This is a genomic window from Dysgonomonas sp. UBA7710, assembly GCF_002482385.1.
Taxonomy (GTDB): domain Bacteria; phylum Bacteroidota; class Bacteroidia; order Bacteroidales; family Dysgonomonadaceae; genus Dysgonomonas.
In genome coordinates, this window is the sequence record NZ_DLFW01000044.1 from 125,122 (window position 1) to 147,360 (window position 22,239).

Here is a 22,239-nt window from a genome sequence, read left to right on the forward strand (position 1 = left end):
GTTTTTACTTTTTACTAAGAATACTCTTTATAGCCCTCGAAAACTGCAATATCCCCGGTTGGTTTCTATCGGCCATTGCTTTTCTCCATCGATAATATGATTTCTCAAACTTATATATCTTACGGGCTGCAAACCATACGAACTCAGCTTGTATATGCGCCGGAAGACGAGTCTTTAACAGCTCCTCATATTTCTTTTTTTTATAAATGCTCTTTGTCCAGCGAGGAATAACGATAGTCAACTTATTATAATCGGAAGCGTCCGCCATACCATCATTTAACAGGATATGTTCTATCAGATAGAAAGTCTGACTTTTTATATTCAAATGCTTTATAAACTGACAAAAAAGATTCGCGGCTTTCTCCAGTGCTTCTTTTTCATAAAAGCGGCTGATAATAAACCAATCATTCTTTTTGGGTACCTTAAAAACTAATAAATAGCCTTTTTCATGCTGATATATCAGCTTATAGTTATCTATATTAGCACCATATATAAGAAATGCTTCATAAAGAAGATTATGCCATAAGATACTTATCCGCATAGATAATTCTTTATAGTCTTCTTCTTTGTACTGTATATCCTGCTTCTGAACCTTTTCCGGCCCATTATCCGAAGCTTCCTCAACAATATTCACACTCAACTTGTATTTATGTTTCGTAAAGAATATCCGGTCTTCGAGTAACTGTAGGCCATATTGTGCAAAATAATTGGACAAAGGAATTTCCTTCTCCGCCTTATATCCCAGCATTGCCGCAATAGTCTGCCTGAGACCGGAAATACTGCCGGATTCATCAAATATATTGAATGACCGGAAACGGTTTCTGTTCAGCCCGGGAAAGGCGGATATAATATCAGCGCGTTTCTCATTTTGAGATGGCAAGTCCGAGTCATTAAAGATCTTTCGGGTATCTTCTCCATAGACCGAATCCAAAGTGTCAAAAAAACGGGATTTCTGAGTATGCCAAAACAGATTAGAATGTATATTGCTTGTTTCTCTACGTTTCTCATCCACAATCTTTTCTATATCCCTGATATTGACCGGCAAAGTTTTTTTACCGGGTATCCTCTTCGATAGATCGAGTAATATCCTGATATCTTTAGCCTGATTCTCCGCATCGGCCAGCAGATAATCGAATATAAGAAGGTAAGCCTTAAGTTGGTAAACCTTTGCCTGATACTCCTCTGTTACCCCTCCTGATAAGCCCCTCTCACTGATGCCGTAACATTCGGGAAAATGATTCTGTATGGAATAATAGCTTTGGGATATTTTCGGACAATGGGTACCTGCCTGATCTATTATCAAAGTTTTGGGATGGTTATCCAATTCATCAGACTCTAAGTTTCCGATATGATCTACAATTGCTATTTCACCGAGATTCTCACATAAATTTCTGTTATTATGGTAAAGTATTTCCACATCTCTTCTGGCTTGCTCGTCATCGGCACCTGTAACCAATTGGACCTCTATATGATAAAGCATATTTTCATTCAGGGAGACTTTACATACTTCAACTTCTGAAATATTCCCGGTTATCAATCGCTCATAATCTGAAATTGTTACAATACTATCTCTGAAAATATATCCGGAAGATAAAAATCCTTTTCTGTGATATGCCGCTTCTTTCCTCTCTTCTATATTCAAATAGCTCTCGAAAGGAAATTGAAATTTATAATGTAATTCGTACAATGCGTAATTGAATATGTCGGCAATAGTTACACCGGGATCATGGACGTTGAAATCAGTCCAGACATTACCGCTCAGGCGCTGGACCGAATCTAATGTCCGGCTTTGCAACACCTTATAGTAATTAGCATTCTTATCCCGTCTTTCTATGAACATAATTTATATGTTTTCCATTAAAGGATTATCCCAGAGGCTACTTATCTGATAATAAATCTGAATATCGTCTCCATAGTAAAATATACATTTCACCTGTAACTTACTTTTTAACTCATTCCTTACCCATCTGATATTTAACTTGTTACCAAATACACCATAATGAGATCTGATTTTCCTGATCTTCGGTTTATCCCCGAAACAATGAGTGGCCATTGCCACCAGTATGGCATGTTTGCCTGTATGCTTTCTTCCGCTGGCCGCAACAACTTCCAACGCGCATACACCTTCCAGTTCTTCCGTAATGTCATGCCACTTGCCATCGGCAGGGACATGTCCCTGAGCAAAAGTACCCTTCCTCCCTGGAATATTGACCATCCCATTCAGGCATATATCTTTTTCCTTGCAACCGATCTCTACTCCTCCATTTGTATTGAGAATGATAAGAGGCGCAGAAGAATCTTCTCCATAACGGCATATTTTTAACTCGCCCGATTTTCCGACAGACAATTCCCACTCGGGCTTAGGATCGCCGGATTCTCTGAATACAGACATGACGACCCTCTTTTCTCCAACTAAAGGGGACAGTTCGATTCCTGTTTCCGGACTTTTGGAGAATCCATCGTCAAGAATGTTCAGGGTAGAGTCTATAAGATTTTCAAAATCCCTTTCAGTAGGTTTTTGCCCGTTACTGAAACTCTTTTTGAGCGTCTGTCTGTTTCTTCTGGCCATATATTATCCTATACTCCGATTATAAATGTTTTATTTATCGACATATCATTTATTCCAAAGTCCGGCAATATCCCCGACCCTATTATATGACTCTCTGCCGGAACGAATATCACATGGGGGTATTGGGGAACAATCATGTCATTACCCCTCCCATATTCGTATAAACTATAAGATTCATCTTTATTTGCTATCCTTATTATTGATAACCTGTTTATACTTTTTATAAAATCCAGGGCTTCAATATTGTCATGCATTTTTTTCATATTGATTGAATAACCGAATACCGGCAGTTTCTTTTTTGTCTGCCACGGAGCTATCATATCGTTTAAAACCCCACTCAACATTGTCTGGGAAATAGCTTGTGAATAATCTTCGTAAAATGAAATATCACACCTCACCATCAGCTCTTCATAGACAGGATTTATTACATCAATACCTTTTACATATGCAGAAGTATGACGCAACATATACTCCTCAATCTTAAGCATAAAATATGACGGGGTCAACGGCATATATATTCTGTTATCATATTTTTCGATTTTTGGGATCACAACCAGTGTGACCATGCCTTTCCGGTTTTGTTTACAGTCAAAATCGGGGAGACACTTAACTTTAGCAATATCAGGAAAGGACTGTAACACAATCCGCTCGTAGTCTCTTGCCGTAACGGCCTTTCCACGATGGGTAATATATTCCGATATGCGGATTTGCATATCTGTCTCATTCTCTCCATCTCTGCCACTATAAAAAGAAGATATTTGCTGAAAGGATTTTATCCCCGGCAGTTTTATATCGGGAACCAACTCATACTCCTTATTTTCATAACCATCTATGTCCGACTTGTCAGCCAGATCTGCATCTAACTCCAGTTTGACTACATTAATATGGATTGCCTTAATCTCTGATATATTTTCTTCATACCTCTTTATGCCGGCTCTCAACCATAGCAGGTGATCTGCATCGAGTAAAGAATCATCTACCTTATCCGGCAATCGTATCTTTATATGCCCGGAAGCAAGCATATTTTGTGTGTGGTCTGACAATACCGTATTCGGAGAGACTTTGTGCCAGTTATATCCATTACCCCAATACCACACAATCCGGGGGATATTCTCCGTCGTACATTCTTTGCTGTCAGGCAAAAATTCAAAAAAGATTGTGAGTATCTCTCCTCCCTTTACATTCCTGAAGGATAACAATATATTCGCATCGGTGTCCAGTTTATAAACAAAGGGTACAGAACGGCTCTCTCCATCCGGCAACGCAGATATATACCCTAAAGGATAAAGCTGAAAAACATCCGTCTCATTGGTAGCCTTATGCTTTCTGAGATCGATCACATCCCGGGAATGATAATCCATCGTTATTTTCTCGATCAGTGGATTTACAGGTGGATTTACCGCTTCTTGCTTCTTCTTGCGAAAAGTATTTTTTATCATCTGTTCAGTGAACAAGTGCCTGTATTGCTTTTCACCAAAGCCAAACGATGGTTCATCCATTACAAAACGGATAAAACCCGACCTTGATTTTATATCATAGTCATATTCCTCTTCTGCAGAGAGAGATACAGGCATTCGTTGAATGTCAATATCTGACAATATATTTTCCTGCGATAACTCAACATCAGGTAAAGGATTCCCAACTAAATCTTTCTTTACGCTCGAAAAAAGATAAAATGGCTTTGTCTCCGGAGTTCCAGACCATTTATAGTCGGCAAGATAATCGGCCTTCAACCTGAAAGAGCAGTTGCCGATTTTATCATTATAAGCTCTGTAATAGCCATATAACCCTTTCTCATCGTCCGGTAGCTGTTGCCAGTTTATATGTAAATTCACCGTCTGTACATCTTTCCGGCTCATCTCATAATTCCCCAATACAAACCATGCTCCCCGCTCCGTATTCACCCCAAACGGCATAAAAGGCTTCGAGTTATCTACACGCCCCAGTTCGTTATAAATCAAAACGTTGCTTATGCCCTCTACCGAAGTCTCTATTATAATCTTATCCAATAAAAAATTCTCCAGCCACGAGTAAGGATAAAGCCATGCATCGAAATTGGGATATATCCTCAACGCAGGAAATATTGATTGAAAATGATGAATTTCCTCCTCACATTCTTTTGTCGCAGGGAAATCTTCTGACAAGATAAATTTCAAGATCAGGTTCCTGTCATCTTTCTTCACCGTATAGTCTGCTATCTCCAGCCACCCGGCAGCGGTACTGACAGTCACGTAAAACAAATTATTGAATAACTCAAATATTATTTTCTCTTTTGTCCAACCTTCGATATTTAGTCTCAGACTCTTAACGATATCCTCCAGTTGTTTTGTCCATTTTTCATCTTCAGGGCTGAATGTTACAGTCACACATCTTTTACCCTCCCTGAGCAATAAGGGAGGGCCTGAAATTATTAAACCTAACGCTTTGGAATATATGGGATTCCTGTCATCCCCGAACATCATTTTCCGTGGCGACTTATCATTCAACAAGTCTTTAATCTTTACTGAAGTTATGAAATTCAGATGTGCTGCGGGTAAGATGTTCTTATTTCTTTCAAAGTACAATGAATAGGCATTGGCAAGTTCGATATTCTGTACTTCCAGATCTTCTGTCAGCCGATAGGTGAACAATGCCTTATCATTACTCTTAAAACTAAAGGCCGTTCCCTTTTTCAAAATCACGGGAATGGGACTATCCTTTAAAAAGGACAACCAGACTTTATCCGGTATGGTAGGTAAGGGCACAACGCCCAAAAATTCATTCAGATACCATTGGGCAAGATTATTCCATCTGTCATTAAAAAGCCCGGTGGTTCCGTGTAGCTGTTCCAAAAAGGCATAAAGCAGGGCTTGTGAAGGTTCCATATTACCATCGGCAAAACTGCTATCTGAGCTGGCTAATAGCTTTATTTCATTCAATAATTCATCAAAATAACCGGCATGTATGTTCTGAGAATCATAGAATTTGATAAAACGGGCTGTTTCCAGGACTTGGTTCAATAAAGAATCTTTACTGTTATCGATAACAGCAAAAGATTTTACCGAAGTAATTCTGCTCACCCTGTCTTCCCTGCTCAAACCGTCTTTTCTTTCCATATTGTACTACAAGTTAGTTCCTTCTCTTATGTAGAAAGGATAGACCATATTGCTCCGGCTGTTTGTCTGGCTGACCAGATAATCGATACTTATCCACAATATGCCTTCACGTTCGTCTTTTATATTCACTTCCACAGATTCCAGTATTATTCTCGGTTCACCCTCCAGTATAGCCATCTCAATGGTATTGGCGATGCGGGTCTTTTCCGAAAGGTTCATCCTTGAAAATGTCCATTGCCTGATATTGCATCCATATTCCGGCCTGAAAATACGTTCGCCCGGTATGGTTGACAGCAATACCTTCAAACTCTCCCTGATATCGCCGTCTCCATATGACATTGAGACGCCTTCCTTCTTATCGAAGGAAACAGGGAAAGACCATCCTATACCCAGATATGGTTTATCATCCATCGTTATCCGCCTATCATTACAGTAGGGCAACCCAAGACTATGCTACCGCCATGAGCGGTAGTATCACCCATACGGGCAGCGGGTTTTCCGCATATTATTACCGTTGAAGAACCTTTTATTATAGAATCGGGCGGTCCCACACAGACACAATTATCACCCATCACCGCGGCGGGAAGCTTCCCGATCAATACTGTCGGCGCGCCGGGTCCGATAACAGGTCCTCCCACATGAGGAATAGGTGCGGGAAAAGCCGGAGTTTGCATCGGACATGTGTGCATATCCGTTATTCTTGCTGCTGGAGGCATATCTTTTTCATTTTTATAGTTAATTAATCATCACCATAGCGCCTTTTACCACAGTCTGCCCCGAAGCTGACAGCTCTGCCTTAGCATTCCCTTTAGCTGTAAATTCTGTCTGAGCCTTCGCTTCTATTTTGAGTCCTTCCATTGTGGCATTTGATTTTGCTTTCAGACTCAAATTAGCACCTGCTTCTATATTAATATTCGTTTTGGCTTTCAGCTGTATTTCCTTTGCTGAATCGATCAGAATTCCATCGGACGTCATTTCTATCTTATTCTTATTCTGGTCGGTCAGTTTTATCGCTTTGGTATCGTCATTGATTTCAATAATATTCTTTCCGGGTGTTTCTATTGTGATTATTTTCTTTTCCTCTTCAAATGAGATTTTCAGTTTCGACCTGGTAACGATTGCCTTCAGTTTATTATCGGCATCTATCTTATACGGGGGAGTCTGTTTACTACTGTAAAGGCTACCTAACACAACAGGAAAACGCGGATCGTTATTAAGGAATCCCAGTATTACCTCATCGCCTTTCTCTGGTATAAAGAATGTCCCATACTGATTACTCGCCCAAACATTTGATAAACGTGCCCAGATAGTATTCTTTTCTCCATTCAATAATGGAAATTCCACCTGAATTTTATTTTCAGAGTCTGGGTCTCCATCCAGCTTCGTTACTTTCCCTATATGCAAGCCGTTAATACCCGGCATCAATCCTGAAACCAGAGGCGATACGACATTGCTCTCGTCAGTGATATTCACGGGAGAAATCCCGATGCCTGCGGTAGTAAACCAATTTCCGTTTTTTATTTCATGTTCGACAGAACCTACATAGACACTACCATTAAAACGGTTTCCCAATCCGTCGATATCTATGATACATCCGGGGATAGCTTTTGCACTTCCCTGAAATTTAAAGTCTCCCTGTATACGAGCCAGCCCTGTTTTGAGTAAAAGCGCATCTGCCCATGATTGCAGTTCACTTTCATCTGTACAGCTTTCGGTCTGTAAGTTCCAGTCTTCCATTCCTACCGCTTCTGCAAGTTCTGCCGGCATACTATTTCCCTGCCCGTTCAGAGAAGGGTTTGTTCCGCTCACTTTTATCAGCTTCTGTGTTGCGCTATCCCATGCCATAGCTACTGCGCCGGACATCTGAGATGCTGTTTGTAAACGGCCGTTAAACTCTATAAGATCTGTGCCGTAAGTAACTTTTAACGCGGCCGCCGCCTTTACATCCGGCTTTTTCACCGAAATATTTTTACCTTCCGTTATCACTACAAGTCCATTAGCATCTGCCCGGGACAAGATAAAATCCCAATCGGAACAATAATACTGTACTATCCCGTTATGCTTTGCAGCCGTAGAATCTACATTTGCAGACAAAGCGGAATATTCTGCCAATATATTGGATATGATCTGATTATCTTTCGACTTCTCAAATAATCTGTTTTTCCGTCCAAGAGTAGTCGGGAAAGCGAAATCACGGCATTCTATTTCCAATGTAGCACATTCACCTCCAGGTATCACGATATTATGTGAGGTCACTATTCCCTCGAATATAACCTCTTCTGTACTCTGGTATCCTGTTTCGATGCGAATAACGTTTCCCGGAGCAAATGTGTTGTCTTCACTTTCGTCCATAGTTCCGGCTGCCACATTTCCGGCTTCAAAAACTAATGCCGCTTTGCCTATCCTGTTCACTTCTTTCCGGACCCATATGGATATGAGTCCGAAACTGTCTTTGATCTTATTACCTTCACTGTATATGGTGAACGATATTAATCCCTGACTATCCTTTATCGGTGATTCTGCCATTTCTGCTAAGTGGTGGGAATATCAACGATACCCCGGGTTCTACATTTCTGAAACTACTTAATCCGTTACATTTTGCCACATCGCTGCAAAAGGAAGGATCGTTATAAATTTGATTGCACCATCCGGCGATACTTTCTCCGGCCTTGAGTGTTATCACTCTGGTCAGGTCCGGTGATTTCTTATTCTCTTTTTTATTTGAAATCTTCTTATTCAAATGGCTCGAAAAAGAAAGCGATATAGTTACCCTCAAGGGCATTCCTTCGGGGGAAAAAAGAGTATAATCGTAACTTAATGAAGTGACACGCCCTTCAAAACAGAATGCTCCCCATATTAATATCACATATCTGGGTTCATGGCTTTCGGAATCAATAGTATATAATACCGTCTCCAGCTGATTGACCATAGCGGGTATTGTTTTCCGGGAGCCTGATGCTGTTTGCCCTCCAGCCTGTCCGGGATTGAACAAAGCACCGGTATCATCAAGTACAATTTTAAACGAAAGTTTATCTTCCTTATGTCCTTTATACTTAATCTCACTGCTACCCGAACCTATGATACTATCCTCTTCATAGGCGATTTCTTTCGACCATGAAATAGAGGCCGGATTAATCTGAGCAGTAAATTCTTTATAACTACCTTTATAATCAGACTTTTCGTAGCCTGTCATAACCATTTTTTCGAGTTCGGCCATTAGCGTTCACTATTACGTTTTATCTCCCGTTTAACGATATCTTTTACGTCTCTCAATATTTCCCGTTTTAGTTGGTAAATATCCTTCGGACTCACGCCTTTATCCATATTCGGACTACGTTCGATAGTCGTTCTCACATTTATTTCTTTTATTACAATAGCCATAGTATCTATTTATCAAGCCGCTTAAGAGTGGAATATACAAATTCCAGCGATTCAATCAAGACTGAATTTTTTTCCGCATCGAGGGTATCGACCTCCCATTTTATCGGAATTGCATTTGCACATTCCCATTTGTAAACAGGGATAGCCTTATCTTTTATCTCCATTACTTTGCCGTCTTTCATAACCTCTTCTCTCTCAACCGACAACAAACTGATATGAATAGTTCTGGTCAATGGAAGAGTTCGGCCTGTAATATCAAAAAAGGAACCTTCGTTCATAATTTTACCTATCCATTCTATCGCCGTATTGTTTGAAACCGGCATAAGAGCCCTTTTCAAAACAAGATTGCCATGTTTGATTTGTTTTGGAAGGCGGTGCTCATATTCATTTACCCCGCCTTCCTGTATGGTTTCCAGTTCCATTTCCGTTGATAATCCTGATACTTCCTTAAATGCGATTTCATCGTCACCGATTGTAACCTGAAAATAAAAAGATGTAGGAATGGTCCAGTTTACATCAATTGCATTAGCCATTTGCTATTTCAAGCCCTTCATGAGCGATTTCTAAAGTTTCCACTGCTACTTCGTTGCCATCAGACTTCATGTCAGTCCCGGTGATTTTAGTCGGCCATGCGTTTTTTAGAGTCCAGACCATTGTTGGGTTACCTCCTTCATCCAATAGTTTTATTGTTACGGGTTGGCGTTCTATCGTGTTCATCTTTATTTTATTGAACCAATCCCAAAACTTATTGTCGCCCTTGAAAATTCCTTTCTTCAATGTTACATTTCCATATTTCTTGATACCGGGCATCTTTATTGTAGAAAATTCCGGGCTATTCCCGTGACGGTATTCTATGATCTGTGCTTCCACATCCAGCCCTGAAACTTCCTGAAATGAGGCTTCCGGTAAATCGGCCACTTCCACTGCAAAGTAAAACTTGGGTAAAGGCCATACATTATCTTGTGCTTCTCCTGCCATAATATTCTGATTTTAATTATTATTACTTATTAACTTTTTTGCATTTGCTGCTGGAATGTAATTTCAATGAATTCCGCAGGACGGGTAATAGCCACGAGGACGGTAATCCGCATAATGCCTTCCAGAATATCTTCCGGCGTCATTGTATCACCCAGCCCGACATGTACGCTATATGCATCATCGGGCACAGCTCCGGCCAATCCTCCACGCTTCCATATTCCATTCAGGAAATTGGATATCATACTTTTCACATTGATCCATGTGTTTGCTTCATTAGGATCGAATACATACACACGCGCCGCATTTTTAACGGACTCCTGTAACATTATCATTGTACGGCGAACATTGATATATCTCCAGTCTAGAGAATTTCCGTCCAGTGTTCTCGCACCCCATACTTTAATACCTTCTCCCATAAAAGTACGGATAGCATTTACAGATTTCCCGCTCAGAGGCACATTCAAATCTTCCTGCTCTTCGTGTGAAATATTTACGGTAGGACTTATCGCTGTAGCTACGCTTACATTCGCAGGAGCCTTCCATACGCCCTTAGTGTTATCGACCATCGTATAGACTCCGGCCATGGCAGCTGATACAGGAAGCAGATTCAATGAAATACGCATTTCCTTCATAATTTCCCTGTATAGAAAACTTAGTTGCGACAATATTTTGTGTAAAGTACTGCGTTCCACATCGGTCAAACCTTCCTTCAACCCATCTATATAATCTTTTACCTGTTTTTTCTTATCTTCATCAAAAGCCGAAGTTTCCAGTTCTTCTGTCAATAAAGTTTGTAAGTTCTCTATATCCAGATTTTCATAGTTCAACTCATTTTCCTGCACTATGGAAGTATTCAGCCATGGATAATAAGCAGCACCAAAATCAAGGAATTCACTTCCTATATTCTCCCTGAATTTTGCAACTACATCTCCGTCAGGGTCTTTCCTGTCCTTATATCCGTCATGTACATCCAGTACGGCAAAGCGGTTTCTCATTTCATATCCGCAGTGCTTCAGAATTGCAGTTTGGAGCGCGTAGCAATCCTCTGCTTTCAAAACAATGGCTTCCGGTATAACCACCATCGTAGGCTCCTGTTCTTTGATTAACGGAGCTATACCCTGCTCCAGTTTGTCTTTCTCTATACCGGAAGAATAATCGCCAACCGAAACGATATAACAAGGGCCTCCACCATTTGCATAGAATAGCAACATACTATAATAAAGTATATAGCTATCGGTTCTTTGCAGCAAGTAACTCTTTCCATTAAAATTAATGGCTGAAGAACCGGCACCCTCAGCTAATTCAAACCTGGGTTTCGGAGCCTCTCCAAAATAAGATCTGAACTCAGCCATGGATGTGATCCTCCAAGGCTTATTCAGCAAAGATTTGTTACCATTCGCTGCTTTTTCCGTATAACCGATAAAAGCAGGTACAGCGGTTGCCACTTCCACTACAGAATTGGGGAATGCGTTTTTTTCAACGATGTATACCCCTGGTGTTTTCATTGCACTCATAGGTTGAAATTTATTGGTTTATATATAAAAATATGTCGTCACGGTATCTTCCGGCTGCGTCATGGAGACTTCATCAGGACGAGGAAGCGGAATATTTCCGCTTAACAGACGTTCTCCGTTGCTCCTGATTTCATAGAGCCGGACAACATATCCCTGTGTCTCTTTTATCTTATTTTTCTCAACAGTGGATACTCTGAAAGCTTTTCCCACACCAGGAAAACTGATTTCCTCCATATCTCCGAATGTTATCCGGTTACGTTTTTCTTCTATTCTAAGAATCACATTGTCAGTGGTATATCGGGGAATGATTATAAACTCCCAATATTTAAATTTAGCTCCTAATTCTATATCTATTTCCTCTTTTACATTGTCAAACGGAATCAATATATTCATCCATTTCCCCACAGTGAGACTTTTCTCCAATATATAATCATCATTATCTTTTTTTTGTGGCAATTCGGTAATATAGTAAAATATATTGCCCTGAGGGATCATTTCAAAACATAATGTGCCGGCAGTTTCTAAGGCAATATCCTTAGACTGTGTCAGCAACACCCATTTGTTGTTCCCCGTCATCTTATAAATTATTCCATTTCGTCTGAAGAAGCTTATGGTTTCCCGGGATGGAGTCAATGCAACAGGACAATTTCCATTGTCATAATATTCATGAACTACGCGGATCGTGAACCATATATCATATTTTTCAATACTATTCATGTGTTAACCTCTTTTTGACTTACAACGCGTTGCAATTGTTTTATTTCTTCCGAATCGATATCCAATACTCTCACCTTACATAATACAGAAGGGAAATAATTACTGCCATTGATACTCCACAAATTAGATAATTCGTTGAAAGATAAATTAACCGGCTCCAGGTTAAAAGTAATATTCGATTGTGGTATAGTGAATTTACTGTTTGTCTGTAAAAAAACAAATAACCCTGACAGTAATTGTAATGATTCCTCATATTGTTTTTCTGAAAATATTGCAGCAAACATTATATAAAGATTCAACATCCACGACGGAGCCCCTTTCTGAGTATATGAGCCGGAAATCGAAGTTTTATTAAACTGGATTCCACCCGCAGTCTCCCTTTCCACATTTACTAATGAAAGATGAATTTTATTATCCGGCGATGATTGGGATAAATTGAACAATGGTTGCAAACAAACAATATCTTCATCTAAGCTGAAAGTTCTTCTTAGATAATCTGACGAAAAAGAAGATAAAGCTGATAATGTTCTGGCTATCATAAATTGGCATGATTTTTATTTTATACCCTGATATAATAGAAGAAATTTGCGTTTCTCTGATTAAAAGTCAAATATAGACAGGTATAACGAAATTTTATTTCGTTATCTGATAAATTTTAACAGTTAAACATTCTTATTTTAGCGACAATCTTCTTAAATGACTCATAGTCATCATCTAAAATATAATTTTGCATCAATACCAATAAATTTTGCATAAGAGAAACCTCTTTATTCGAAAAGCGGTGCGGGTATAACCGGAAATCAGTCACCTTATAATAGTACGCCTTCCTGCGTCGGCAATATTCTATTGGAGCAAAATATCCAAGAAATGAATCATTTCGCATCGCATCGATATCCATTTGAATGGTGCGTTGAGTAATACTGCATTTTAATTTTCGCCGGCAAATCTCGACGATATATGCAGTTTTAACATACTCATGTTTATTAAGCAGGTTATCAATCATACAATAACGAGCCAAGGCAAATTTGTTCTGAGGCATATCTTTATCATTTTGAAGTTAATCCGATCTCCTTAATTCTAATAAAAGAATATGCGCTATAAAAAATAGCGATATATAAATGATAACGCTTTTTAAGATATTATATCCGGATGAGGATACCATTTTATTTATAAAATTTTATCATATAAATCCTGTATAAATTTGTCTCTGGCATTTCTTTCAAAATAATATGACAGACCTCCATATCCTGCTTTTCGGTATGGTAGGGACTCAATAATACTACCTCGTCTCATCATGTACTGATACGGAGCGTTCAGGACTGGAGACGAAGTATTTTCAGAGTCTTCTTTTATATCAAAGGAAGTAACCCGGAGAAAAATAGGGGTGTTATGAATCTGATGTACAGAATGATGTAGGTAAAAGACTACAACCTATTTCGAACAAATAGATGATACAGTCCTGCCGGCATGTAAAGTCCTTATATAACTTTTTCCGGTCTTACTGCGTCTCAGCCAGAGTAAGTACGGACATTCGGTTTTCATTTATTACTTCAATACCAAAATAGTAAGGCTGGGTTTTATCCATTCCCGGATAATAATATTGATTCACATCATATGCCTTCACACAGTTATATAGCTTATAGGTAAAGTTATAAGAATAAATTAACACTCGTTTTTTCAATACAGATTCACCGTTTTCATCGTTCTGTTATTTCAACGTAAATCTTGCACTTTTTACATCGCGGCTATTGCCTCCTATCATGACATCAAAATCTCCCGGTTCGAAAACATATTTCAGATCATAGTTGTAAAATTTCAATAACTCCGGTGTAATAGTGAATGTTACAATCTTGGATTCACCTGCTTTTAAAAATATTTTATCAAAACCTTTCAGCTCTTTCACAGGACGGGTAACGCTGCCTACTACATCACGTATATATAATTGTACAACTTCTTTTCCATCTATTTTTCCGTTGTTGGTAACAGTGACACTGGCTGTCAGTTTTCCTTCGGTATCCATTGCTGCAGCGCTCAATCTTACATTACTATAGTCAAATTGCGTATAACTGAGTCCATAGCCGAAAGGATAAACAGGATCATTGCTCACATCCAGGTAATTACTCCGGAACTTTTCGAACCATTTGCCTTCGGCCAAAGGTCGCCCGGTATTTTTATGATTATAGTATAATGGTATCTGTCCTACATTCTGAGGGAAAGTAGTTGTAAGCTTTCCGCTGGGATTTACATCTCCGAATAAAACATCGCCTATTGCATAAGCGGCCTCTGTTCCTCCAAACCAGACATTCAGTATTGCCGGAACGTTTTCACTTTCCCATGTAAGCGTCAGCGGACGTCCGGTAAACAATACAAGCACCACAGGCTTACCTGTTTTCAATAATTCCTGCAACAAGCGTTGCTGTACATCAGGTATACCAATTTCGGAACGGCTGCTCGATTCTCCGCTATATTCGGAAGACTCACCTAATGTGGCAACTATGACATCTGCATTTCCGGCTATCCGTAGGGCTTCATTCCTTAACTCTTCCTCTGTTCTTCCGTCGCGTTTCATACTGCGGTCAAACATTGTGGCTCTGTCTTCCAAAACAGGATCAGCCGTCAGGTTACTACCTTTTGCATATACAATATCAGCTCTACTCCCTGCAACAGCCTTTAGTCCGTCAACAACTGTAGTTGCCTTATTGAAGTCGGCAGCCACACTCCATGTCCCCGGCATATTTTCCTTTGTATTCCCCAATGGCCCTATAACGGCAATAGTTCCTTTTTTGCTCAACGGTAACAGATTGTTTTTATTCTTAAGCAAAACGAAACTTTCTCCTGCTGTCCTACGAGCAATTTCACGATGCTCCGGTTTATAAATATCGGCCTTCGCTCTTTCCACATCACAATATTTATACGGGTCGGAGAATAGCCCCAACTTATATTTGGCTTCAAGTATACGGCGGCAAGCCAGATCGATTTCGGCCTTAGTAATTTTTCCTTCATCATATGACTTCTTTATTGTGTTAAGGAAGCCTTCCGCTACCATATCCATATCTATTCCGGCATTAAGCGCCCGCGCAGATACGGTTTGTAAGTCACCGATACCATGGTCTGCCATTTCGGCTATACCGGTAAAGTCAGTTACAACAAAACCATTGAATCTCCATTGGTTACGTAAAACTTCGGTCATCAGCCATCTGTTTCCGGTAGCAGGTACTCCGTCTACTTCATTGAATGAAGCCATAACACTACCGACTCCTGCTTCTACTGCTGCCTGATACGGATAAAAATATTCATTATACATACGCTGACGGCTCATATCCACCGTATTGTAATCACGTCCGGCCTCTCCTGCACCATACAGGGCATAGTGTTTTACGCATGCCATTATCTGATTGTTAGCTGTAAATGTTTTGTTTTCTGTGCCTTGGTAACCGCGAACCATCGCTTTTGCTATTTGTCCACCTAAATACGGATCTTCCCCGTTGCCTTCCGATATGCGACCCCAACGCGGGTCTCTCGCTATATCCACCATCGGGCTGAATGTCCAGCAGATACCGTCCGCACTGGCCTCTATAGCGGCAATACGTGCCGACTGCTCTATAGCGGCCATATTCCAGGTACAAGATAAACCCAACGGAATAGGGAACACGGTCTCGTATCCGTGTATAACATCCATACCAAAAATAAGCGGGATACCGAGACGGCTTTCTTCTACGGCCACACGCTGCACATCTTTTATTTTTTCTACACCCTTTATATTGAATAAGCCCCCGACTTTCCCTCTCTTTATTTTACCTGCTATATCGTTGTTTTTAGCTTGTCCGGTTATAATATCACCGGAACCGGGTAAGTTGAGTTGGCCTATTTTTTCTTCTATAGTCATTTTACCCATCAGATCGTCGATAAATCGATCCATTTTTACATTCTTACTTTGAGACTGCGCATTTATTACGAATACGGAACACCCTAATAAGACTGATAATAGTAGTTTTTTCATTTCTAATTATATTTTATATCCTGATAACTTATTTTTTATTTCAACACAAACCCTGTCTTTATTTTTGTTTCAGAACTTCCGCCCACAAAGAGATGGAAGTCTCCGGGTTCGTATATGTATTCCAAATTGGTGTTGTAGAACCTGAGATCATCGACAGTTAACATAAACTCTATATTTTGTGATTCTCCGGCTTTCAGGAATACCTTTCTGAAACCTTTCAGTTCTTTCACAGGTCTGGTCACGCTTCCTACCAAATCACGGGTATATAACTGCACAACCTCTTCCCCGTCATATTTCCCTGTATTTGTAAGTTTTACACTTACTTTTATAGGGTTGTCTTTTGTCATTTCTTTAGAAGACAACGTTATGCCTGAATAAGAGAAAGTTGTATAGCTTAGCCCATGACCGAAAGGATAAAGCGGATCGTTAGATACATCCCAATATTTAGAGCCGTAGGCAAATTGCGGATCATTTGGGTCGAAAGGCCGTCCGGTATTTTTGTGATTGTAAAATAGCGGTATCTGCCCCACATGCTGAGGAAAGGTCATCGTAAGTTTTCCAGCCGGATTATATTTTCCTGTCAGAACATCCGCAATGGCAGCACCACCCATTGTTCCCGGAAACCATGCTTCAAGTATGGCATCTATATTCTCTTTTTCCCAGTTTATGGTCAACGGTCGCCCGTTCATCAATACCAGTACCATGGGCTTCCCTGTTTTCTTTATTGCTTTCAACAAATCTGTTTGAACACCGGGAAGTGATAAATTGGTTCGGGAATTATTCTCTCCCGACATATTATGAAATTCTCCCATCACCATAACAACGACATCTGCTTTGGATGCTATTCTGACAGCCTCATCGAATCCTTTTGTGTCATCGCTCTGTATATCACACCCCTTGGCATATGAGATGTGATTTTCGCCTACGGCAGCTGTAAGCCCCTCATATACACTTACAGGGACAGTATCCCGGTCACCCATTGCCGACCAGCATCCTAATATCTCATATTGATCTTTAGCGAGCGGGCCTATAAGTGCGATACGTTTATCTCCTTTTAAGGGTAAAGTCTGATTGTCATTTTTCAGCAGTACCATTGATTTGCGTGCCATATCCCGTGCCGCTTCTTTGTTCTCTGCTGTCAGGATATCTGTTTTTTCCCTGCCGGCATCACAGTATCTGTAAGGATCTTCAAATAAGCCCAGCTTGCATTTTATTCTCAGGATGGCACGTGCAGCTTCGGTTACTTCTTTTTCAGATACTTTTCCTTCCTCAACAAGTGTTTTCAGATGATTCATATATACTCCACCCTGCATATCCATATCCACACTTGCATTCATCGCTATTTCTGCAGAATGTTTTTCATCCCTGGCATAGCCGTGTGGAATCATTTCATTAATTGAAGTATAGTCGGTAACAACAAAGCCGTTGAAGTTCCATTTATCGCGTAGGATATCCTTTAACAGATATTTGTTTCCTGTAGCAGGTATTCCATTCAGATCGTTAAATGAGGTCATTATAGTTCCGCAGCCGGCATCCAAAGCGGCTTTGAATGGGGGTAGAAATGTATTCCACAGTTCATTCAGAGACATATCCACCGTATTGTAATCACGTCCGGCCATCGTTGCTCCATATGCGGCATAGTGTTTAACACAAGCTACCACCGTATTGTAATCACTGGTACTGTTTCCCTGAAAACCTTTCACACGTGCGGCAGCAATTAAAGAACCCAGGTACACATCTTCTCCGGCTCCTTCGGCTACCCGTCCCCAGCGGGGATCACGCGAAATATCCACCATCGGTGCATAAATCCAGTTTATACCTTCCGCAGTAGCTTCCGATGCAGCTATCTTCGCAGAACGTTCCATTGCTTCCAAATCCCAGCTACACGATTCGGCAAGAGGAATGGGGAATATGGTCCGTTGTCCGTGAATAACATCGTATCCGAAAATCAACGGAATCCCCAGACGGGTATCTTCCACTGCTATCTTTTGCAGGCTACGGGTATAATCTGCTCCCACTGCATTAAAGATGCCCCCCACCATTCCTTTTTTCAGGTATTCCTTATAGTTGGGGTCTACCGTAGGACCTGTTATCACATCGTAACCGCTGGTATATAATACGGTTTGTCCGATCTTCTCCTCCAATGTCATCCGGCTGAGTAAATCATTGATAAACTTATCCATCTTGGCATCTGCCGTATCCGTTCTTTTAGTACATCCGCACAATATAATCAGGCAGAAAAAGGATATTAAAGCTGTAATCCGTCTTGATTCCATCACATATTTATTTAATAAATACTTTATTTCTCATTTTCTGAATATCCGGATCTTTCATAAACAGTTTCCAGATAAGGCCTGTACGATAATTTTCTATCATGGTGGCTATAGAGCCTTGGCTTAATCCCATATAGATATTCGAACACCAGTTTATATCCAGATTGAAAGCATCCCGAAACCCGTATTCGCCCCAAAGGAATGTTCCGAAATTACGGTAATAATTTTTCAGGGCGTCCATCGATTCTTCCGGCAGGTAAGGAATAGAGGCAATCGCTCCAGCCGGAGACATTGTGCCATATTCGTGGTGTGCCACAGCTTCGGCAGCAGCGTACCCCCAGGGACTTTCGCTGGCTGTAAGCCCCCAGCAACCGGAACCAAAGCCAAGACGCTTATTCGGGTTTTCGATAGAATATCTGTAACTGATAAGGGCTATATTCCGCAGATTGTCGAAATAGTCCTTACTGGTATATTTATCTTTCAACCCTCTCGGATCGAATCCGAAGAATGAGAAATGAGTAAAAAATATAGGCCCTCCCGTATTGACTCCTACATCCAGCTTTACTCCATAATAGGTATTTCCGTTATAGTATTTTGCGCCATCGGTTGTCTGCCCCCAATCGGCACGATAATCACAGGCTTCCTGCTCTTGGCTGGCCCAGCCGGAATAGTACATATCAGGACTTATTCCATGTGTAGGGGAAGCAATGGCAAGCAGGTAAGTAATCATGGTTTCGTTCCATCCTATCAATTTATGATTGATAACCCAACCCTGGTCAGGCGACCAGTGCCAGTACAGATATTTACTGTCTTCTGTTTTTTTATACCATTGCCAGTCTATATTTTCCCAAAGCCGGGTAATGGTGTCGCGTATAAATTTCTCATCTGCATTATTCTTGTCAAAGTATTGACGGGCGGTAAGCAGCCCTTGGAACAGGAACGAAGTCTCTACCATATCGGCTCCGTTGTCGCGATTGCCGAAAAACGGCTCTACTTTACCGGTTATTCCATCTATAAAGTGGGCATATCCTCCATGAAAGATATCGGCTCTGTCAAGAAATGTGACTATTCTTTTAAAACGTTCCACAGCCTCTTGCCTTGTAATAAAACCCCTTTCTACTCCGGCTATCATTCCCATCATTCCGAAACCTGATGCGCCTGTCGCGATCATATTTCTTCGTCCCGGAATATTTTCCAGACCTAATCCCGATTCAGGCTCCGCGCCATCCCAGAAATATCTGAATGCGGCTTCCTGTACCATAGTCAGGAGTTCTTCATCGGTCATGTCACGGGTAGTTACTTCCATTGTATTAGATGGCTGTGTTTCAGAGTAATCATAGTTGACGCAGGTAATGCGGTATTGGAATGTTTTGTTTGGCTGATTATTATAATCTGCATACCGGATGGCGGATGGATACTGCATACCCACTACCCGGAAGTCTTTTCCATTGGATGAACGGTATATCTTGATATATTTGACATTTTCTAATCCTGTTTTCTCCCACGATAAATCTACATGGCGTTCGTAGGCTTTCGCTTTTATTGCCGGTACAAATGTAATATTTTCAGGTTTGTTTACAGGAGCAAGTTCTATTTGATCTATATATATAGTATGTTCTTTTCCGTCTTGCGAACCTTGTTTGAAAAGAACTTCTTTTATTTCCTTTGTATGAGTGTAACTTATATTTTTAAATTCGGCAAGCGGTATGCTTACAAGTATCCATTTTTCCTGCTCCGCTGTGCCTATATATTTCCCTATATTGATAAAGGAAGAAGCCTTCGGCTCTTTTTTGTCTGCAGTACCTATCGCAATAAGAGGTAATTCTTCTTTTTTTGTTTCTGATTTGATAAGCAACCAGAAATCCAGTGATTTACCTTCTTTAATAAAATCTTTTCCACGCCAATCGCGGAAAAGGACTGATGCCGACCAGTTTCCGCCGGAGGCAGAAATATAATTGAATAATAATGAATTTTTTGCAGTAAAGAATTCCTTTTCTGAAACAAGTAGTTTATTATCTGTACTCTGAATATAGCTGGGAGATTTGTAATCAGCCTTACTATAGTAATAACGTCCGGTCATCAGACTGTTATCAAATATTATGTGGTCATATTCCGGTTCTTGCGCGCCTAATTGGATGAACGCCAATTGTATTACTATAAAAATTAACAGCTTTTTCATGAGAAAAGAATTATAATCTGGCATCTGCAAATACAGATGCCAGAAAAATGAAACATTCAATATTTTATTTTAAATTAGGGTTCAGGTCTTTTTGGGCTTGCGGAATAGGGTAAAATTCTGATTTTCCGGCCTTAAACCCTTTTAGGGTACTTTCCGCCTTACCTGTACGAACAAGGTCGAAGAATCGCTCACCCCACTCGCATGCAAATTCCACCATTCTCTCTTCAAGGATCTGGTCTAAAGTAACATTTGTTATTGCAGGCATTTTGGCTCTCGTCCTTACAAGGTTGAACGGAGTATCGCCGTTCTGCCCTTTGTGTACTTTAGCCTCGGCATTCAACAGAAGAACGTCGGCATATCTCAACATACGGATATGGTTTCCATAGCCATATGCTGTTTTACCTTCCGGAAGTTGTGTGCTCGGTATATAATTTTTCCCATTATATACCCTTTCATAGTCTTCCGATGCAGAATTTACCACATCACCTTCTCTTGTTGTTGAACCTGCATAAAGGAATGTTGTTTCCTTGCGTATTGTTTCTCCTCTGTCATCGAATAATTTTTCGAGAGTTCTGGATGGCACTATGAATCCCCATCCTGTTCCTATTTTGGTACCTGCAAATCCCTGACGGGGTCCCTGATAGTTGAACCAGTCATCCGACTCTATACTGGTGGAGCCGACCAAGCCATATTGAAGCTCAAATAAATTTTCGTCAGACAAGCATCCCGGTTTTTTAAAATAGTTATAGAAATCAGGATATAGTTCAAATTTATTGCTTGTGATAATTGCATCGGTTGCACCGAGTACTGCATCCCAGTCGTTTATATCGGATGCCGCTTTTGCTTTCAATGCCAGAGCTGAATATCTGGTCACTTGTCCTTTCATAGGCATTTCATTCGGACGTAAAGCCGGAAGATTTGTTATGCAAAAGTCCAGCTCGTCGCTGATAAAGCCATAAATATCGGCCCTTGGCGTTACATCCAAAGCCTCCATTACCTGGGAATTGTCTGTTACCAATAAAATATCTCCCCAGAGCCGTACTATATGGAAATAAGCAAAGGCCCTTATAAAGCGTACTTCTGCCTGATATTGCAGATTCAACGTCCTGTCCGCATCACTTGTCAGATGTTCGTTATACCTGCCCAAATCTACTAAGGCAGAATTACAGTTCAACACCAGATTGTACAGTCCTGTCCACGAAGCATCCAGTCCCCAGTATCCGCCAAGTTGATTATACTCGAAACTCCTTGCATAATTTAATTCTCCCTGATCAGAGTCGAACGATCCTTTTTCAACATCATCGCCTCTTACAGCTATCAGTCCAAACCGAGGCCAGGTAGTGAGGCCATCCCAAGTTCTGGCACGCGCATAAATTCCGATCACGGGCTGAATCATATTTGCTGAGATAGTGTAATCCAGTTCTTCTACAGGCACTGAATTTTCGGGTTCTTTGTCCAGAAAGTCGTTACAGCTACTCAATGACAGTACAGCCGATAAAATAATATATTTATATAGTTTCATGATTATATTAT

General features: G+C 40.5%; 18 protein-coding genes. All 18 read right to left on the reverse strand.

What is annotated here, in order from left to right; genetic code table 11:
* Positions 1 to 4 precede the first annotated feature (4 nt).
* A complete protein-coding gene (locus B3317_RS14495) occupies positions 5 to 1,840 on the reverse strand; it encodes a hypothetical protein (protein WP_291112866.1) in 1,836 nt (611 codons plus the stop codon).
* 3 nt (positions 1,841 to 1,843) lie between these two features.
* Positions 1,844 to 2,569 carry a hypothetical protein gene (locus B3317_RS14500; protein ID WP_291112868.1) on the reverse strand — a complete coding sequence of 242 codons (726 nt, stop codon included), beginning with the start codon at positions 2,567 to 2,569 and terminating at the stop codon, positions 1,844 to 1,846.
* 8 nt (positions 2,570 to 2,577) lie between these two features.
* A complete protein-coding gene (locus B3317_RS14505; RefSeq protein ID WP_291112870.1) occupies positions 2,578 to 5,664 on the reverse strand; it encodes a hypothetical protein in 3,087 nt (1,028 codons plus the stop codon).
* A gap of 6 nt (positions 5,665 to 5,670) precedes the next feature.
* Positions 5,671 to 6,075 carry a GPW/gp25 family protein gene (locus tag B3317_RS14510; RefSeq protein WP_291112872.1) on the reverse strand — a complete coding sequence of 135 codons (405 nt, stop codon included), beginning with the start codon at positions 6,073 to 6,075 and terminating at the stop codon, positions 5,671 to 5,673.
* Positions 6,076 to 6,077: 2 nt separating this feature from the next.
* Positions 6,078 to 6,380, reverse strand: coding sequence for a PAAR domain-containing protein (locus B3317_RS14515; RefSeq protein ID WP_291112874.1), 303 nt, complete (start codon positions 6,378 to 6,380; stop codon positions 6,078 to 6,080).
* Between the two features lie 19 nt (positions 6,381 to 6,399).
* On the reverse strand, positions 6,400 to 8,190 hold the full coding sequence (gene vgrG / locus B3317_RS14520; RefSeq protein ID WP_291112876.1) for a type VI secretion system tip protein VgrG: 1,791 nt from the start codon (positions 8,188 to 8,190) through the stop codon (positions 6,400 to 6,402).
* On the reverse strand, positions 8,165 to 8,881 hold the full coding sequence (locus B3317_RS14525; protein ID WP_291112878.1) for a hypothetical protein: 717 nt from the start codon (positions 8,879 to 8,881) through the stop codon (positions 8,165 to 8,167). The genes vgrG and B3317_RS14525 overlap by 26 nt, the downstream gene beginning before the upstream one ends.
* The gene (locus B3317_RS14530; protein ID WP_291112880.1) at positions 8,881 to 9,045 is read right to left on the reverse strand and encodes a DUF5908 family protein; all 165 of its coding nucleotides are present in this window, start codon (positions 9,043 to 9,045) and stop codon (positions 8,881 to 8,883) included. Before B3317_RS14530 ends, B3317_RS14525 begins: the two co-directional genes overlap by 1 nt.
* A 5-nt stretch (positions 9,046 to 9,050) precedes the next feature.
* The gene (locus B3317_RS14535) at positions 9,051 to 9,578 is read right to left on the reverse strand and encodes a phage tail protein (protein ID WP_291112882.1); all 528 of its coding nucleotides are present in this window, start codon (positions 9,576 to 9,578) and stop codon (positions 9,051 to 9,053) included.
* The gene (locus tag B3317_RS14540) at positions 9,571 to 10,023 is read right to left on the reverse strand and encodes a phage tail protein (protein ID WP_291112884.1); all 453 of its coding nucleotides are present in this window, start codon (positions 10,021 to 10,023) and stop codon (positions 9,571 to 9,573) included. The genes B3317_RS14535 and B3317_RS14540 overlap by 8 nt, the downstream gene beginning before the upstream one ends.
* A gap of 29 nt (positions 10,024 to 10,052) precedes the next feature.
* Positions 10,053 to 11,537, reverse strand: coding sequence for a phage tail sheath family protein (locus B3317_RS14545; protein ID WP_291112885.1), 1,485 nt, complete (start codon positions 11,535 to 11,537; stop codon positions 10,053 to 10,055).
* Positions 11,538 to 11,555: 18 nt separating this feature from the next.
* Positions 11,556 to 12,254, reverse strand: coding sequence for a hypothetical protein (locus B3317_RS14550; RefSeq protein WP_291112886.1), 699 nt, complete (start codon positions 12,252 to 12,254; stop codon positions 11,556 to 11,558).
* Positions 12,251 to 12,793 (reverse strand): DUF4255 domain-containing protein, encoded by a 543-nt coding sequence (locus tag B3317_RS14555; protein ID WP_291112887.1) that lies wholly within the window; start codon positions 12,791 to 12,793, stop codon positions 12,251 to 12,253. Before B3317_RS14555 ends, B3317_RS14550 begins: the two co-directional genes overlap by 4 nt.
* Before the next feature lie 959 nt (positions 12,794 to 13,752).
* Positions 13,753 to 13,878: a hypothetical protein gene (locus B3317_RS14560; protein ID WP_291112889.1), complete on the reverse strand. Its 126-nt coding sequence runs from the start codon at positions 13,876 to 13,878 to the stop codon at positions 13,753 to 13,755.
* Positions 13,879 to 13,962: 84 nt separating this feature from the next.
* Positions 13,963 to 16,254 (reverse strand): beta-glucosidase BglX, encoded by a 2,292-nt coding sequence (gene bglX, locus B3317_RS14565; RefSeq protein WP_291112891.1) that lies wholly within the window; start codon positions 16,252 to 16,254, stop codon positions 13,963 to 13,965.
* A gap of 35 nt (positions 16,255 to 16,289) precedes the next feature.
* The gene (gene bglX, locus B3317_RS14570; RefSeq protein WP_291112893.1) at positions 16,290 to 18,530 is read right to left on the reverse strand and encodes a beta-glucosidase BglX; all 2,241 of its coding nucleotides are present in this window, start codon (positions 18,528 to 18,530) and stop codon (positions 16,290 to 16,292) included.
* 7 nt (positions 18,531 to 18,537) lie between these two features.
* The gene (locus tag B3317_RS14575) at positions 18,538 to 20,706 is read right to left on the reverse strand and encodes a glucoamylase family protein (RefSeq protein WP_291112895.1); all 2,169 of its coding nucleotides are present in this window, start codon (positions 20,704 to 20,706) and stop codon (positions 18,538 to 18,540) included.
* Positions 20,707 to 20,770: 64 nt separating this feature from the next.
* Positions 20,771 to 22,228: a RagB/SusD family nutrient uptake outer membrane protein gene (locus B3317_RS14580; RefSeq protein WP_291112897.1), complete on the reverse strand. Its 1,458-nt coding sequence runs from the start codon at positions 22,226 to 22,228 to the stop codon at positions 20,771 to 20,773.
* Positions 22,229 to 22,239 lie beyond the last annotated feature (11 nt).